15 protein-coding genes are annotated in these 14,094 nt (G+C 70.3%); 8 read left to right on the forward strand and 7 right to left on the reverse strand.

Annotated features, from left to right (window positions below; all coding sequences use genetic code 11):
• Positions 1–70: 70 nt before the first annotated feature.
• Positions 71–2,281 carry a transglycosylase domain-containing protein gene (locus tag ACFVXE_RS12705; protein ID WP_389671129.1) on the reverse strand — a complete coding sequence of 737 codons (2,211 nt, stop codon included), beginning with the start codon at positions 2,279–2,281 and terminating at the stop codon, positions 71–73.
• 408 nt (positions 2,282–2,689) lie between these two features.
• Between ACFVXE_RS12705 and ACFVXE_RS12710 the strand changes: the two genes are divergently transcribed.
• Positions 2,690–3,040 (forward strand): WhiB family transcriptional regulator, encoded by a 351-nt coding sequence (locus tag ACFVXE_RS12710; RefSeq protein WP_389671131.1) that lies wholly within the window; start codon positions 2,690–2,692, stop codon positions 3,038–3,040.
• A gap of 30 nt (positions 3,041–3,070) precedes the next feature.
• On the opposite strand, the gene ACFVXE_RS12715 is transcribed toward ACFVXE_RS12710, so the two are convergent.
• Together ACFVXE_RS12715 and ACFVXE_RS12720 are read right to left on the reverse strand one after the other, a co-directional pair.
• Entirely contained in the window at positions 3,071–4,447 is a 1,377-nt protein-coding gene (locus tag ACFVXE_RS12715) for an ArsA family ATPase (RefSeq protein WP_389671132.1), read from the reverse strand.
• Positions 4,444–5,430 (reverse strand): ArsA family ATPase, encoded by a 987-nt coding sequence (locus ACFVXE_RS12720; protein ID WP_389671134.1) that lies wholly within the window; start codon positions 5,428–5,430, stop codon positions 4,444–4,446. Before ACFVXE_RS12720 ends, ACFVXE_RS12715 begins: the two co-directional genes overlap by 4 nt.
• A 71-nt stretch (positions 5,431–5,501) precedes the next feature.
• On the opposite strand from ACFVXE_RS12720, the gene ACFVXE_RS12725 reads away from it, so the two are divergent.
• The 4 genes from ACFVXE_RS12725 to ACFVXE_RS12740 all read left to right on the forward strand — a co-directional run bounded on the left by ACFVXE_RS12725 (position 5,502) and on the right by ACFVXE_RS12740 (position 8,076).
• Complete coding sequence (locus ACFVXE_RS12725; protein WP_003967454.1) at positions 5,502–5,660, forward strand: DUF4177 domain-containing protein; 159 nt, start codon at positions 5,502–5,504, stop codon at positions 5,658–5,660.
• Positions 5,660–6,130: a RidA family protein gene (locus tag ACFVXE_RS12730; protein ID WP_389671136.1), complete on the forward strand. Its 471-nt coding sequence runs from the start codon at positions 5,660–5,662 to the stop codon at positions 6,128–6,130. Before ACFVXE_RS12725 ends, ACFVXE_RS12730 begins: the two co-directional genes overlap by 1 nt.
• Before the next feature lie 237 nt (positions 6,131–6,367).
• Positions 6,368–7,249, forward strand: coding sequence for an NUDIX hydrolase (locus ACFVXE_RS12735; protein ID WP_389671137.1), 882 nt, complete (start codon positions 6,368–6,370; stop codon positions 7,247–7,249).
• A complete protein-coding gene (locus ACFVXE_RS12740) occupies positions 7,246–8,076 on the forward strand; it encodes an MBL fold metallo-hydrolase (RefSeq protein ID WP_389671139.1) in 831 nt (276 codons plus the stop codon). Before ACFVXE_RS12735 ends, ACFVXE_RS12740 begins: the two co-directional genes overlap by 4 nt.
• 139 nt (positions 8,077–8,215) lie before the next feature.
• Here ACFVXE_RS12740 and ACFVXE_RS12745 read toward each other — a convergent pair whose 3' ends face one another.
• Positions 8,216–8,890, reverse strand: a complete 675-nt coding sequence (locus tag ACFVXE_RS12745; RefSeq protein ID WP_014046869.1) for a Crp/Fnr family transcriptional regulator — start codon at positions 8,888–8,890, stop codon at positions 8,216–8,218.
• A 253-nt stretch (positions 8,891–9,143) separates the two neighbouring features.
• Between ACFVXE_RS12745 and nth the strand changes: the two genes are divergently transcribed.
• The 3 genes from nth (at position 9,144) to ACFVXE_RS12760 (ending at position 12,172) form a co-directional block, all read left to right on the forward strand.
• Positions 9,144–10,124: an endonuclease III gene (gene nth / locus ACFVXE_RS12750; protein ID WP_389671141.1), complete on the forward strand. Its 981-nt coding sequence runs from the start codon at positions 9,144–9,146 to the stop codon at positions 10,122–10,124.
• A gap of 14 nt (positions 10,125–10,138) precedes the next feature.
• Positions 10,139–10,879 (forward strand): NUDIX hydrolase, encoded by a 741-nt coding sequence (locus ACFVXE_RS12755; protein WP_389671143.1) that lies wholly within the window; start codon positions 10,139–10,141, stop codon positions 10,877–10,879.
• Positions 10,880–10,966: 87 nt separating this feature from the next.
• Positions 10,967–12,172, forward strand: coding sequence for a MarP family serine protease (locus ACFVXE_RS12760; protein ID WP_389671145.1), 1,206 nt, complete (start codon positions 10,967–10,969; stop codon positions 12,170–12,172).
• 48 nt (positions 12,173–12,220) lie between these two features.
• Here ACFVXE_RS12760 and ACFVXE_RS12765 read toward each other — a convergent pair whose 3' ends face one another.
• From ACFVXE_RS12765 to ACFVXE_RS12775, 3 genes are all read right to left on the reverse strand, one after another.
• Entirely contained in the window at positions 12,221–12,424 is a 204-nt protein-coding gene (locus ACFVXE_RS12765; protein WP_389671147.1) for a hypothetical protein, read from the reverse strand.
• Positions 12,425–12,587: 163 nt separating this feature from the next.
• Positions 12,588–13,550 (reverse strand): alpha/beta fold hydrolase, encoded by a 963-nt coding sequence (locus tag ACFVXE_RS12770; RefSeq protein WP_389671149.1) that lies wholly within the window; start codon positions 13,548–13,550, stop codon positions 12,588–12,590.
• Complete coding sequence (locus ACFVXE_RS12775) at positions 13,547–14,086, reverse strand: phage holin family protein (protein WP_389671151.1); 540 nt, start codon at positions 14,084–14,086, stop codon at positions 13,547–13,549. The genes ACFVXE_RS12770 and ACFVXE_RS12775 overlap by 4 nt, the downstream gene beginning before the upstream one ends.
• Positions 14,087–14,094 lie beyond the last annotated feature (8 nt).

Consider the following 14,094-nt stretch of genomic DNA (forward strand, 5'->3'; position numbering starts at 1 on the left):
CCCGCGGGGGGGGGGCCCCCCGACATCCGCGGGCCCCCCCCACCTCCTCGTCTCCTGGGCCGGGCGCCGGTCAGTGGCCTCTCGCGCCGCCGCGGTTCTGGCCCTGGCCGCCGTGCTGTGCCCCGTTGTTCCCGCCGATCAGGTCAGGCGAGATGTCGGCGAACGGGTCGTCGGTGGTGTCGCCGTCGTGCCTGTCCCTGCCCCGCTCCTCGTCGTCCCTCGGCTCGTCCGGGATGTCGACGGTGTTGAAGCCCGGAGCGGGCTGGCCGTCGAGCGCGCTCGTCATGGCGTCGCGCCAGATGGGTCCGGGGACCTCACCGCCGTACACCTTGTCCCGGTACACGCCACCGATGTTGATGCCCACCATCTTGACCTCCTGGGTCGGACTGCCGACCCAGACGGCGCCGGACATGTTCGGCGTGTAGCCGACGAACCAGGCGTTCCTGCGTTCATCGGTCGTACCCGTCTTGCCCGCGCTGTCGCGGCTCTGCAGACCGGCCTCCTGGCCGGTACCGGAGTCGATCACGCCGAGCAGCAGCGTGTTGACGGTGTCCGCCACGGTCGGCGTCATCGCCTGTGTGCAGGTCGACTTCGGCACGGGGAGGGAGGAGCCGTCCGCCTTCTTCACCGACTCGATGGCGACCGGTGTGCAGTACGTGCCGTGGTTGGCGAACGTGGCGTAGGCGCTGGCCATCGTCAGCGGCGAGAGGCCCTTCGAGCCCAGCGCGATGGCGGGGACCTCGGGGAGCTTGTCCCCGTTGCCCTGCACCACTCCGAGCTTGTCGATCATCTTCATGACCGGGCAGAGGCCGATGTCCTGCACCATCTGGATGAAGTAGGTGTTGACCGACTTGGCCATCGCCTCCTTCATCGCGTACGGCCCGCGCTCCGAATCGTTCTCGTTCGGAACGCGCTCGCCGTTCAGGTTCACGTACGGCTTGCCGCTGCAGGTCTGCACCGTCGGATAGGGCATCTCGTACGGGGCCGGGTAGACCTGCGTCGCGGGCTTGCCCGCCGTTATGGCCGCGGCGGCCACGAACGGCTTGAACGTCGACCCGGTCGGGAAGCCGTAGTTCGAACCGCCCATGTCCTTGTTGACCGAGTAGTTGTACTGGGTCTCGTCCGGCCCGAAGCCGTACGGCTTGGACTGGCCCATGCCCATGATCTTGCCGGTGCCGGGCTGGACCAGCGTCACGGCGGTGGCGACCTTGTCCTTCTTGTAGACGTGGCTGCTGATCGAGTCCTGCACGCCTGCCTGGGCCTGCGGGTCGAGCGTGGTGCGGATCGTGAGCCCGCCCCGGTTCCAGACCTTCGCGCGCTCCTCCTGGGTCTTGCCGAAGACCGGGTCGGTGAGGAAGATCTTGCGCACGTAGTCGCAGAAGAATCCGGCCCCGCTGGCGGCGGTGATGCAGCCGTTCTGCGGCTTGCTGACCTTCAGCTTGATCGGCGTGGCCTGCGCCTTCCTGGCCTCGGCCCGGGTGATGTCGCCGACGTCCGCCATGCGCTGCAGCACGGTGTTGCGACGCTTGGTCGCCTCCTCCGTGTCGTTGACCGGGTCATAGCGGCTCGGGGACTGGACGATGCCGGCCAGCAGCGCGGCCTCCTCCAGCTTCAGGTCCTTCGCCGGCTTGGAGAAGTAGCGCTGGGAGGCGGCTTCGATGCCGTACGCCTGCTGCCCGAAGAAGGTGATGTTGAGGTAGTTCTCCAGGATCTTCTTCTTGCCGAGCTCTTCCTCGACCTGGATCGCGTACTTCAGCTCCTGGACCTTGCGGCCCAGCGTCTGCTGGGTGGCCTGCGCGACCTTGTCGGGGTCGTCACCCGCCTCCTCGACGAAGACGTTCTTGACGTACTGCTGGGTGAGGGTGGACGCGCCCTGCGCGGTACCGCCCTCCTGCACGTTGCGGTTCATCGCGCGCAGGACGCCCTTGAGGTCGATCGCCCCGTGCTGGTAGAACCGGGCGTCCTCGATCGCGATGATCGCCTTCTGCATGTACGGCGAGATGTCCTTCAGCGGCACCACCGTGCGGTCGCGCGAGTAGACCGTGGCGAGCGCGCCGCCCTTGTTGTCCAGGATCGTGGTGCGCTGGCTCAACGGTGGAGTCTTGAGGTTGGCCGGGATCTCGTCGAATCCCTCGACCGTCCCCTTCGCGGTGAGCCCCAGAGCTCCGGCGGCCGGCAGCGCGATGCCTGCGAGCACGACTCCGGAGAGTGCGGCGACACCGAGGAACTTGGCGGCCTGCTGGGTCGCGGTGAGACCCCCGCCCGAGCGGTTCTTTGGCATGGGGGCAGCCTACGTTCTCATTCGCCGGACACGCGTATATGCGTTGGCCTAAGCTGCTCTCAACTGTCACAGCAGTCCGGTTCCGTATCAACCCCCCTGCATCATCCGGCCGTGACCCACCCGTGACTCGGCCACGACCTCGGGCGCCCCCGAATCCGCCCGTTGTCCCACCGAACATCCCTTACGTCCCAGGTGATCTGTCCCGTTTCTCCTGGGATAGTCGCTGATGTCCTTGCATCACTCCCCTGGGTGATCTGCCGCGTACGCATAGTCCGTTCGGGCCATTCAAGATTGGGCCCGAAGGGGGTGTTGTGCTGTCGCTGCCTTCCGTAACGTCCTCAACTGGCAGCGGTGAATATGCCGCTACCGCCGTGGGGGAGCCTCGATTCGGGAGAGGACGGCGCCGGGATGGGCTGGGTAACCGACTGGAGTGCGCAGGCAGCCTGCCGCACTACCGATCCGGATGAACTGTTCGTACAAGGGGCAGCGCAGAACAGGGCCAAGGCGGTGTGCACCGGATGCCCGGTGCGGACCGAGTGCCTGGCCGATGCGCTGGACAATCGCGTCGAATTCGGCGTGTGGGGCGGAATGACCGAGCGGGAGCGTCGCGCACTGCTGCGCAGACGGCCCACCGTGACGTCCTGGCGCCGACTGCTGGAGACCGCTCGCAGTGAGTACGAGCGGTCCACGGGCATCCTGCCGGCGGCGATCGGTCTGGACGACGACGCACTGCACGAGACGTACGCCGCCGTGGGGTAGCCGATCGGGGGCCGCCGGTCGTCCGGGCGGTTACGCAGCTCCGGCCGGGGTCGAATCGGTTGCGAGCCGGTCTCCGATGGCCCGCAACCCGGCGAGGTCATGCACATCACCGGGCAGCGCGGCGACTTCGGTCACGGCAACCTCCGGGTGCAGTGAGGCGAAGCGCTCGCGGGTGTGCTGCTCACGCGCGACGACCTGCATGCGTTCAGCATGCAGCCGCAGCAGACCAGCGGTCAGCTGTTCGACGGAGACCAAGTCGGCTTTCGTGCCGGGCGCTTGATCGATTTCAGGCGTTCTGCTGTGCTCGGAACGGGCGGGGGAGGGCGTCGACTCGGGGTCTTCGGGGGAGATGACTGCCGAGTCGGCCGGGTCACGAAGTCCAGCCTTCCCGGCCGCCTGATCCACAATGCCGATGTCGTCAAGATTTTCTGCGGCGGTCAGCGCGTGCTCGGCGGAGAGCCGGGCGGCGTCGCTGCCGTGGACCCGGTTGAGGACCAGCCCGGCCAGCGGCATCTCCTCGGCGGCCAGCCGTTCCACGAAATAGGCGGCCTCACGCAGCGCGTCCCGCTCCGGCGTGGCGACGACGAGGAACGCCGTGCCGGGGGCCTGCAGCAGTCTGTACGTGGCGTCTGCCCTGGTCCGGAAACCGCCGAACATGGTGTCCATCGCCGCGACGAATGTCTGCACGTCACGCAGGAACTGGCCGCCGAGCAGCTTGCCGAGGGTCCCGGTCATCATCGACATGCCGACGTTGAGGAACTTCATCCCCGCCCGGCCGCCCATCTTCGCCGGGGCCATCAGCAGTTTGATGAAAGTCCCGTCCAGGAACGAGCCGAGCCGCTTGGGCGCGTCCAGGAAGTCCAGTGCGGAACGCGACGGCGGGGTGTCCACGATGATCAGGTCCCACTCGTTGCGCGCCCGCAGCTGCCCCAGCTTCTCCATCGCCATGTACTCCTGCGTGCCCGCGAAACCGGCCGACAGGGACTGGTAGAAGGGGTTCTCCAGGATCGCGCGGGCCCGCTCGCCCTCCGCGTGCGCCTCGACGATCTCGTCGAAGGTCCGCTTCATGTCGAGCATCATGGCGTGCAGCTCACCGGCGCCCTCGCCGTCGATGCCCGGCACCCGGCGCGGAACGTTGTCCAGCGAGTCGATGCCCATGGACTGGGCCAGCCTGCGGGCCGGGTCGATCGTGAGCACCACGACCTTCCGGCCGCGCTCGGCCGCCCGTACGCCCAGCGCGGCGGCGGTCGTGGTCTTGCCGACGCCGCCCGAGCCGCAGCACACGATGATCCGGATGCCCGGGTCGTCGAGCAGCGCGTCGGCGTCCAGCGCGGGCGCGACGGCGCTGCCGGGGGTTGCGCCGGTGCCGGTCCGTGTTCCGGCACCCGTCTTCGTACCCGCTGTCATGAACCCGCCCCTCGGCCCGTCTCTTCGCCCACGCCCTGCTTGCGGAGCTCGACCGCCAGGTCGTACAGCCCGGGCAGGTCCACACCTTCGCCGATCAGCGGGAGTTCGCTGGTCGGCAGCCCGAGGCCGGCGAGGACCGTCCGCTGTTCACGCTCCAGCTCGACCCGCTGGGCATGCTCGGCGGCCTGCTCGACCAGGGGGCGTACCAGCGCCGCGGAACCGGTCACGCCCGCCCGGGTCAGCGCCTTGGCGATCTCCTTGCGGCGGCCGCCCGAGGCGGTGCGGAGCGTGTCCTCGTCCAGCAGGTGCGGGCGCACCATGTTCACGACGACCCGGCCCACCGGCAGTTCGGCCGCCCGCAGCTCCGCGATGCCGTCCGCGGTCTCCTGGACCGGCATCTCCTCCAGCAGCGTCACCAGATGGACCGCCGTCTCGGGGCTCTTCAGCACCCGCATCACGGCCTGTGCCTGATTGTGTATCGGGCCGATCCTGGCCAGCCCCGCCACCTCGTCGTTCACGTTGAGGAAGCGCGTGATTCGGCCGGTGGGCGGTGCGTCCATGATCACGTAGTCGTAGCTGTACCGGCCCTGCCTGTCCTTGCGGCGCACGGCCTCACAGGCCTTGCCGGTCAGCAGGACGTCGCGGACACCGGGCGCGATCGTGGTGGCGAAGTCGATCGCGCCGAGCTTCTTCAGCGCCCGGCCGGCGCTGCCGAGCTTGTAGAACATCTGGAGGTAGTCGAGGAGTGCGCGCTCGGCGTCGATCGCCAGGGCGTACACCTCGCCGCCGCCCGGTGCGACGGCGATCTTGCGCTCCTCGTACGGAAGCGAATCCGCCTCGAAGAGCTGGGCGATGCCCTGTCTGCCCTCGACCTCGACGAGGAGGGTGCGCCTGCCCTCGGTCGCGAGGGCGAGCGCGAGGGCGGCGGCGACCGTGGTCTTACCGGTACCGCCCTTGCCGCTGACGACCTGGAACCTGCTCACGTATTCGAGCCTAACCAGTCGGGCCCCGGGCTACGCACGAGGCCGTGCGTGCCAGGCATTACAGTCGGCCTATGACCAAGTGGGAATACGCGACCGTGCCCCTTCTCGTGCACGCGACCAAGCAGATTCTGGACACCTGGGGCGAGGACGGCTGGGAGCTGGTCCAGGTCGTTCCCGGCCCGAACAACCCCGAGCAGCTCGTGGCCTACCTGAAGCGGGAGAAGGCGTGATGGCGGGCGCGGTCGAGGCGAAGCTCGCCGAACTCGGGCTGACGCTCCCGGACGTGGTGCCGCCGCTCGCCTCTTACCAGCCGGCCGTTCAGTCCGGGGTGTACGTGTACACCTCGGGCCAGCTGCCGATGGTGGACGGCAAGCTTCCGGTCACCGGCAAGGTCGGTGCGGAGGTCACGCCGGACGAGGCCAAGGAGCTGGCGAAGACCTGCGCGCTCAACGCGCTGGCCGCCGTGAAGTCTGTCGCCGGTGATCTGGACCGGATCAAGCGGGTCGTGAAGGTCGTGGGCTTCGTCGCCTCGGCAACCGACTTCACCGGGCAGCCCGGCGTCATCAACGGCGCGAGCGAGCTGCTGGGCGCGGCGCTCGGCGACAAGGGCGTGCACGCGCGCAGCGCCGTGGGCGTCGCGGTGCTGCCGCTGGACGCGCCGGTCGAGGTCGAGGTGCAGGTCGAGCTCTCCGAGGCCTGATCCGCTGCCGCAGTGGCGGGCGCATCCGTGATCAATGGTCCCGTCCGGTCGGTGCGACCGGGCGGGATCACGCGTACCGCCTGACGTGCGGGCGGAGCACGCGGGGGCCGTGGTCGCGGACGGACGGGCAGGCAGGAACCGCTCCCCTGCCCACCGGGACCGTGTGCCGGGGGCGGCACGTAGCTTGTGCCCTTGGCGCCTCTCGAACATCGTCGCGGTTCCGGATAGCCTCCGGCCATGTCCAATGGTCAGTGGTACCCACCGGAATGGCCCGACCGGATCCGGGCACTTGCCGCAGGTGAGCTGACGGCCGCGACGCCCCGGCGTGCGGCCACCGTCATGCTGCTCCGGGACCCCGCCGGCACCGAGGGCGGGCCCACCGTCCACATGATCCGCCGCCGCGCCTCCATGGCGTTCGCCGGAGGCGCGTACGCCTACCCGGGCGGCGGGGTCGACCCGCGTGACGACGACCGCCTCGTCGGCTGGGCGGGGCCCGCACTGGAGGACTGGGCCGAGCGGCTCGGCGTCGGTACGGCCGCGGAGGCGCAGGCCATCGTCTGTGCGGCGGTCCGCGAGACGTACGAGGAGGCGGGTGTCCTCCTGGCCGGTCCGACCGCCGGCACCGTGGTCGGCGACACCACGGGCACCGACTGGGAGGCGGACCGGGAGGCCCTGGTCGCCCGCGAGCTGTCCTTCGCCGAATTCCTGGACCGGCGCGGGCTCGTACTCCGGTCCGATCTGCTCGGTGCGTGGGCCCGCTGGATCACTCCGGAGTTCGAACCCCGACGCTATGACACCTGGTTCTTCGTCGCCGCGCTTCCCGAGGGCCAGCTCACCCGCAACGCCTCCACCGAAGCCGACCGGACGGTGTGGATCGCCCCCGCGGACGCCGCCGACGGGTACGACAGGGGCGAACTGCTGATGATGCCGCCGACCGTGTCGACGCTGCGTCAGCTGCGTCCGTACGGGACCGCCGCCGAGGCGCTGAAGGCCGCGTCGGCCCAGGACCTCACCCCCGTGCTCGCACAGGCCCGGCTGGACGGTGGCGAACTGGTGCTGAGCTGGCCGGGGCACGACGAATTCACCAAACACATCCCGACCGGAGATGGTTCCGCATGAGCGAAGCAGCAGTGCTGCCCGGGCAGCCGCGCGGCGGGGTCGTCTCCGGCCCCGCCACCGCCCGTACGGTCAACGTCCTCGCGCCCAACGCCTCGGCGATGACGCTCGACGGCACCAACACCTGGCTCGTCGCCGAGCCCGGCTCCGACCTCGCGGTCGTCATCGACCCGGGCCCGCTGGACGACGGCCATCTGCGGGCCGTCATCGACACCGCCGAACGCGCCGGCCGGCGGATCGGTCTCACCCTCCTCACCCACGGGCACCCCGACCATGCGGAGGGGGCCGCGCGCTTCGCCGAACTCACCCGTACGAGGGTGCGTGCCCTGGACCCGGCGCTGCGCCTGGGGGACGAGGGGCTGACGGCGGGCGACGTGATCACCGTCGGAGGGCTCGAACTGCGGGTGGTCCCGACCCCCGGCCACACCTCCGACTCGCTCTCCTTCCATCTGCCCGCCGACCGGGCGGTGCTGACCGGCGACACGATCCTCGGACGCGGCACCACGCTCGTCGCCCACCCGGACGGGCGGCTCGGCGACTATCTCGACTCGCTGCGGCGGCTGCGTTCGCTGACGGTCGACGACGGGGTGGCCACGGTGCTGCCGGGGCACGGTCCGGTTCTGGACGACGCGCAGGGCGCCGTCGAGTTCTACCTCGCCCACCGCGCGCACCGGCTCGCCCAGGTGGAGACGGCCGTGGAGGCGGGGCACGCATCGGCCGCCGAGGTGGTGGCGCACGTGTACGTGGACGTGGACCGGTCGCTGTGGCCCGCGGCGGAGCTGTCGGTGCGGGCGCAGCTGGACTATCTGCGCGAGCACGGGCTGATCTGAGGAAGCGCGGGCCGGTCCGGCGGACGGGGCGCCGGTGGGCGCTCCGTGTCCCCGGTGGGGTGCCGGGGCCCGTCGCAGGCCCGATACGCCGCGAGGCCCCGCCGTCCGGCGGGGCCTCGCGTACGAGAGGGGTGTCCGGCTAGCGCGAACGCTTCGCCAGACGCTCCACGTCCAGAAGGATCACGGCGCGCGCCTCCAGGCGCAGCCAGCCGCGGCCCGCGAAGTCGGCCAGCGCCTTGTTGACCGTCTCGCGGGAGGCGCCGACGAGCTGGGCCAGCTCCTCTTGGGTCAGGTCGTGGACGACGTGGATGCCTTCCTCCGACTGGACGCCGAACCGGCGCGACAGGTCGAGGAGGGCCCGGGCCACACGGCCCGGTACGTCGGAGAAGACCAGGTCGGACATCTGGTCGTTGGTCTTGCGCAGGCGGCGGGCGACGGCGCGCAGCAGGGCCGTGGCCACCTCGGGGCGGGCGTTCAGCCAGGGCTGCAGGTCGCCGTGGCCGAGGCCGAGCAGCTTGACCTCGGTCAGCGCTGTCGCGGTCGCGGTGCGCGGGCCCGGGTCGAAGAGCGACAGCTCACCGATCAGTTCGCCGGGGCCGAGAACTGCCAGCATGTTCTCGCGTCCGTCGGGGGACGTGCGGTGGAGCTTCACCTTGCCCTCGGTGACCACATACAGGCGGTCGCCCGGGTCGCCCTCGTGGAAGAGTGCGTCGCCGCGTGCGAGGGTCACCTCACTCATCGAGGCGCGGAGCTCCGCGGCCTGTTCATCATCGAGCGCCGCGAAAAGCGGGGCGCGCCGCAGAACGTCGTCCACGAGTTCTCTCCTTGTCGGCCTGTCCAGGGAACCGTGGTCCCCATCATGCCGGACGGTAAAACAGTGCGATCAATCACAAACCAGTTTGACGCACCTGCGTGCCCGACCGTGCGGCAGGGGGCCGATTGGGGGTGGATCCGCGGTGACCGGGGCGGATGTCAGTGCCTGGCCCTAGGCTGGCCGGGTGTCCGGAACGCCGGTGAGAGCGTAGGCCAAGGGGGCTGATGGGGTGTCGGAAGGCCGTAATTCCGCTGTGGGCGAACAGTCCGCGAATCGACCGGCAAAAGCCACAAAACGGGCGGCAGGGAAGCCGGTGAAGCCCGACGGTGCGGCGAAGGAGCCCGCGTCGGCGGGGGCGGCGGAAGCCGTGGCGAAGCCCGTGGCGACGACGGGACGGAGGGCAACGGTGAAGCCGGTGAAGCCGGAATCGCACCTCGCGATGGTCCGCCGCGCCCGCCGGATCAACCGCGAGCTCGCCGAGGTCTACCCGTACGCGCATCCCGAGCTCGACTTCCGTAACCCGTTCGAGCTCCTCGTCGCCACGGTCCTGTCCGCGCAGACCACCGACCTGAGGGTCAACCAGACGACGCCCGCGCTGTTCGCCGCGTATCCGACCCCGGAGGACATGGCGGCCGCGGTACCGGAGGAGCTGGAGGAGATCATTCGGCCGACCGGATTCTTCCGCGCCAAGGCGAAGTCGCTGATGGGTCTCTCCGCGTCCCTCAGGGACAACTTCGGCGGCGAGGTCCCCGGGCGGCTCGTGGACCTCGTCACGCTGCCCGGAGTCGGCCGCAAGACCGCCAATGTCGTGCTCGGCAACGCCTTCGGGGTCCCCGGCATCACGGTCGACACCCACTTCGGCCGGCTGGTCCGCCGCTGGAAGTGGACGGAGCAGGAGGACCCGGAGAAGGTCGAGGCGGAGATCGCCGAGATCTTCCCCAGAAGCGAGTGGACGATGCTCTCGCACCGCGTCGTCTTCCACGGCCGCCGCATCTGCCACGCCCGTAAGCCCGCCTGCGGTGCCTGCCCGATCGCTCCGCTCTGCCCCTCGTACGGCGAGGGCGAGACGGACCCGGAGAAGGCCAGGAAGCTCCTGAAGTACGAGATGGGCGGCCGGCCCGGCCAGCGGCTGAGCCCGCCGCCCGACTATCCGGGCGAGCCGGCGCCCGCGCTGGGAGCCGGGGTGACGGTGGCGCCCGCTCCGGAACGAAATGCGCGACCGCAGGCGTTGTGAGACGAGGGGTGCCCATGAAGACGCACGAACAGAGCCAGGCACCGGAGCGCGAGGACCGCGACGCCGACGCAGGCGGCGGCCGTGACGATGCCGTCGCCGTCACGGCCGACGGGCTGCCCGGCTGGCTCGCCCCCGTCGCACGCGCCGCGCGGACCATCGAGCCCCAGCAGCTCAGCCGTTTCCTGCCGCCGGACAACGGCACCGGGCGGCAGTCCGCCGTCCTCATCCTGTTCGGCGAAGGGGAGCGCGGGCCCGAGCTGCTTCTGATGGAGCGTGCCGGATCCCTGCGTTCCCACCCCGGGCAGCCGTCCTTCCCCGGCGGCGCCCTGGACCCGGAGGACGGCGACCAGGCGACCACGGGGCCGCTCAGGGCCGCTCTGCGGGAGGCCGAGGAGGAGACCGGCCTCGATCCGCGGGGCGTCCAGATCTTCGCCGTGCTGCCCCGGCTCTACATTCCGGTGAGCAGTTTCGTCGTGACGCCCGTACTTGGCTGGTGGCGGGCGCCGAGCCCGGTCGCGGTCGTCGATCCGGCCGAGACCGCACGGGTGTTCACGGTTCCCGTGGCGGATCTCACGGATCCGGCCAATCGGGTGACGACCGTGCAACCCAGCGGTCACCGGGGCCCGGCATTTCTGGTCGAATCCGCTCTGGTCTGGGGGTTCACCGCCGGAGTGATCGACCGGATTCTGCACTTCGCGGGCTGGGAGCGCCCCTGGGACCGGACCAGACAGGTGCCGCTCGACTGGCGCACATGACAGGCTGGCTCCGTGCTGGGCCGTACGGGTCTGCCCGACCCCAGCCGAACGAACGGGTCCGGTGACGAATCTGCGAGGCAATAGACGGTGAACGTGCTGGACATCCTGCTGCTGGCCGGCGCCGTGTGGTTCGCAGTGATCGGCTACCGCCAGGGCTTCGTCGTCGGCATCCTGTCGGTCATCGGCTTCCTGGGCGGCGGCCTGGTCGCCGTCTATCTGCTGCCGGTCGTGTGGGATCAGCTGACGGAGGGCTCCGAGGTCTCCTCCACGGCCGCCGTCGTCGCGGTCATCATCGTGATCGTGTGCGCCTCGGTCGGCCAGGCGTTCACCACCCACCTGGGCAACAAACTCCGCCGGTACATCACGTGGTCGCCGGCGCGCGCCCTCGACGCCACCGGTGGCGCACTGGTCAACGTGGTCGCGATGCTGATGGTGGCGTGGCTGATCGGTTCCGCGCTGGCCGGCACCTCGCTGCCGACGCTGGGCAAGGAGGTCCGCAGCTCCTCGGTGCTGCTCGGCATCTCCCGGGTGATGCCCACCCAGGCGTCCACCTGGTTCACCGACTTCTCCTCGGTCCTCGCGCAGAACGGCTTCCCGCAGGTCTTCAGCCCCTTCGCCAACGAGCCGATCACCGAGGTGCAGGCCCCGGACCCGGCCCTGGCCGACAGCCCCGTCGCGGCCCGTGCCAAGCAGTCCATCGTCAAGGTCGTCGGTACGGCCCCGAGCTGCGGCAAGGTCCTTGAGGGCACCGGCTTCGTGTTCTCCGACCGCCGGGTGATGACCAACGCCCATGTCGTCGGCGGGGTCGACGAGCCGACGGTCCAGATCGGCGGCCAGGGGCGGCTGTACGACGCGAAGGTCGTCCTCTACGACTGGCAGCGCGACATCGCCGTACTGGACGTCCCGGACCTCGACGCGAAGCCGCTGAAGTTCACCGACACCGACCACGACGCCGCGACGGGGAACAGTGCCATCGTCGCGGGGTTCCCGGAGAACGGTTCGTACGACGTACGCTCCGCCCGCGTCCGCGGCCGCATCGACGCCGACGGCCCGGACATCTACCACCGGGGCACCGTCCGCCGCGACGTGTACTCGCTGTTCGCGACGGTCCGCCAGGGCAACTCCGGCGGCCCGCTGCTGACCCCCGACGGCAAGGTGTACGGGGTCGTCTTCGCCAAGTCGCTGGACGACCCCGACACGGGCTACGCCCTGACGGCCGACGAGATCCGCCAGGACATCACGCACGGCCGTACCGCCGGCCAGCAGGTCGACAGTCAGGCGTGTGCCCTGTAGGAGGCGGAGCGGCCCGGACGCGGTCCGGGTGATGAGGTCAGGGCCGCGTCATCCGCGAGGATGGCGCAGCCGCGCCGACACCCAGCGGGCCCGGCGGCGGAGAATGCGCGGAATGCCCAGCCGGGGATCATGCAGATCATGCACAGTGTGCACCCGGCCCTGAGGGCCGTCCCCCTCGTGAGTGCCCGGATCCGCCGTGGCGGTCGAGCGGCGATTGCGTGCTGCGTCACCGAAGTCGTGCGTCCAGCCCATACCCCGACGTCTGCCCGTGCCTCATGGTCGGTAATCGCGCAGGCGTCAGCCAATTGGCCTATGCGCCGGGCAATTGGCTGTTCGACGCACAACTGTGCTCTTTCAGCCACGGGTTGGCCGCGCAGGGTGACCGTTCCGGCAGCGCGACGAGGTGGTCGCGTGGCTACCGGTCGGGCTCGGGATCCTGGAGCCAGTTGATGAGTTCGGTCGAGAACCCGACCGGGTCCTCCTCGTGAGGGAAGTGCCCCAGACCGTCGAAAAGTCGCCAACGGTAAGGCGCTTCGACGTACTCGCCGGACCCCGCCGCGCTCCGCGTACGGGCCACCGGATCGAGTGAACCGTGCAGATGCAGGGTCGGCACCCGCACCGGCCGCTTCATCCTGCGGTTGAACTGGATGCCGTCCGGACGCGCCATGGAACGCACCATCCAGCGGTACGGCTCGATCGAGCAGTGGGCCGTCGACGGGATGCACATCGCGCGCCGGTAGACGTCCACGGTGGCGTCGTCGGGGAACCCGGGGGTCCGCGGCCCCGCCCAGTCCGTGATCAGCCTGCCCACCAACGCCCCGTCGTCCGCGACGAGCTGACGCTCCGGGACCCAGGGGCGCTGGAAACCCCAGATGTACGAGCCGGCGCGGGACTGCGCGAAGTCGGAGAGCATCGAGGACCGCCAGCGGCGCGGGTGCGGCATCGAGGAGACCACCAGTCGGCGCACCAGCTTCGGCCGCATCACCGCGGCCGTCCAGGCGAGGTAGCCGCCCATGTCGTGGCCGACCAGCGCAGCGTCCGGCTCGCCGAGCGAGCGGATCACCCCGGTGACGTCGAGGGCCAGGTTGGCGGGGTCGTAGCCCCGCGGTGTGCGGTCGCTGCCGCCCACCCCGCGCAGATCCATCGCGACGGCCCGGAAACCGGCGTCGGCGAGCGCGGTCAGCTGGTGGCGCCAGGTCCACCAGAACTGCGGGAATCCGTGCAGCAGCAGCACCAGCGGGCCGTCGCCCAGCTCCGCGATGTGGAAACGTGCTCCGTTGGCCGCCACGTCCCGGTGGGTCCACGGACCGTCGATCCGTACGGGACTGCCGGAGCCGGGGCCGGTGGGGCCGAATGCACTGGAATCGGGGACGGTCATGTGGATGAGCGTGCCACAGCGGACGCGTTGTCCTTGACCGCCGCCTTCGCCCCGGCCTTGTCCAGCTGCGTGCTGCCCGGCCCGGTGATGGCGGGACGACCGGCGCCCGCGGTGACCTCCGGACGCGGGTGCGGCTTGACACCCTGCAGCACCGCCGCCGTCTGCTTCGCCGAGGCGATGGACTTCTCCGGCGGCTTGACCTTCTTGAACTTGGCGTACCCGAAGAGCCCCAGCGCGATTCCCAGCAGGATGTACGCGCCGCCCACGATCAGGAACGACCAGGCCAGTCCGAGCCCCAGGTTGTTGATCCCGTACGCGGCCGCGAAGCTCAGAACCGGGATCGCGAAAAGGAACAGCACGCCCGTGACGATGAACGACGCACTGCCGATCACGCCCCGCTTGACGTCCTGCCGCACCTCCGCCTTGGCCAGGGCGATCTCGTCGTGCACCAGTGCGGACATCTCGGCCGTCGCCGAGGCGACCAGCTGCCCGAGACTGCGGTCGGCGCTGCCCGCGTAGTTGCCGGGGTCGCTCATCCCTGACT

Source organism: Streptomyces sp. NPDC058231 (genome assembly GCF_042882275.1).
In the GTDB taxonomy this organism is placed as follows: Bacteria; Actinomycetota; Actinomycetes; order Streptomycetales; family Streptomycetaceae; genus Streptomyces.

What these genes read in the sequence shown, in the direction of transcription:
- ACFVXE_RS12735 (WP_389671137.1), top strand. Translation starts at nt 6,368, where the DNA reads ATGTCCAATGGTCAGTGGTACCCACCGGAATGGCCCGACCGGATCCGG.
- ACFVXE_RS12710 (WP_389671131.1), top strand. Translation starts at nt 2,690, where the DNA reads ATGGGCTGGGTAACCGACTGGAGTGCGCAGGCAGCCTGCCGCACTACC.
- ACFVXE_RS12715 (WP_389671132.1), bottom strand. Translation starts at nt 4,447, where the DNA reads ATGACAGCGGGTACGAAGACGGGTGCCGGAACACGGACCGGCACCGGC.
- ACFVXE_RS12775 (WP_389671151.1), bottom strand. Translation starts at nt 14,086, where the DNA reads ATGAGCGACCCCGGCAACTACGCGGGCAGCGCCGACCGCAGTCTCGGG.
- ACFVXE_RS12755 (WP_389671143.1), top strand. Translation starts at nt 10,139, where the DNA reads ATGAAGACGCACGAACAGAGCCAGGCACCGGAGCGCGAGGACCGCGAC.
- ACFVXE_RS12705 (WP_389671129.1), bottom strand. Translation starts at nt 2,281, where the DNA reads ATGCCAAAGAACCGCTCGGGCGGGGGTCTCACCGCGACCCAGCAGGCC.
- ACFVXE_RS12730 (WP_389671136.1), top strand. Translation starts at nt 5,660, where the DNA reads ATGGCGGGCGCGGTCGAGGCGAAGCTCGCCGAACTCGGGCTGACGCTC.
- ACFVXE_RS12770 (WP_389671149.1), bottom strand. Translation starts at nt 13,550, where the DNA reads ATGACCGTCCCCGATTCCAGTGCATTCGGCCCCACCGGCCCCGGCTCC.
- ACFVXE_RS12725 (WP_003967454.1), top strand. Translation starts at nt 5,502, where the DNA reads ATGACCAAGTGGGAATACGCGACCGTGCCCCTTCTCGTGCACGCGACC.
- ACFVXE_RS12765 (WP_389671147.1), bottom strand. Translation starts at nt 12,424, where the DNA reads ATGGGCTGGACGCACGACTTCGGTGACGCAGCACGCAATCGCCGCTCG.
- ACFVXE_RS12740 (WP_389671139.1), top strand. Translation starts at nt 7,246, where the DNA reads ATGAGCGAAGCAGCAGTGCTGCCCGGGCAGCCGCGCGGCGGGGTCGTC.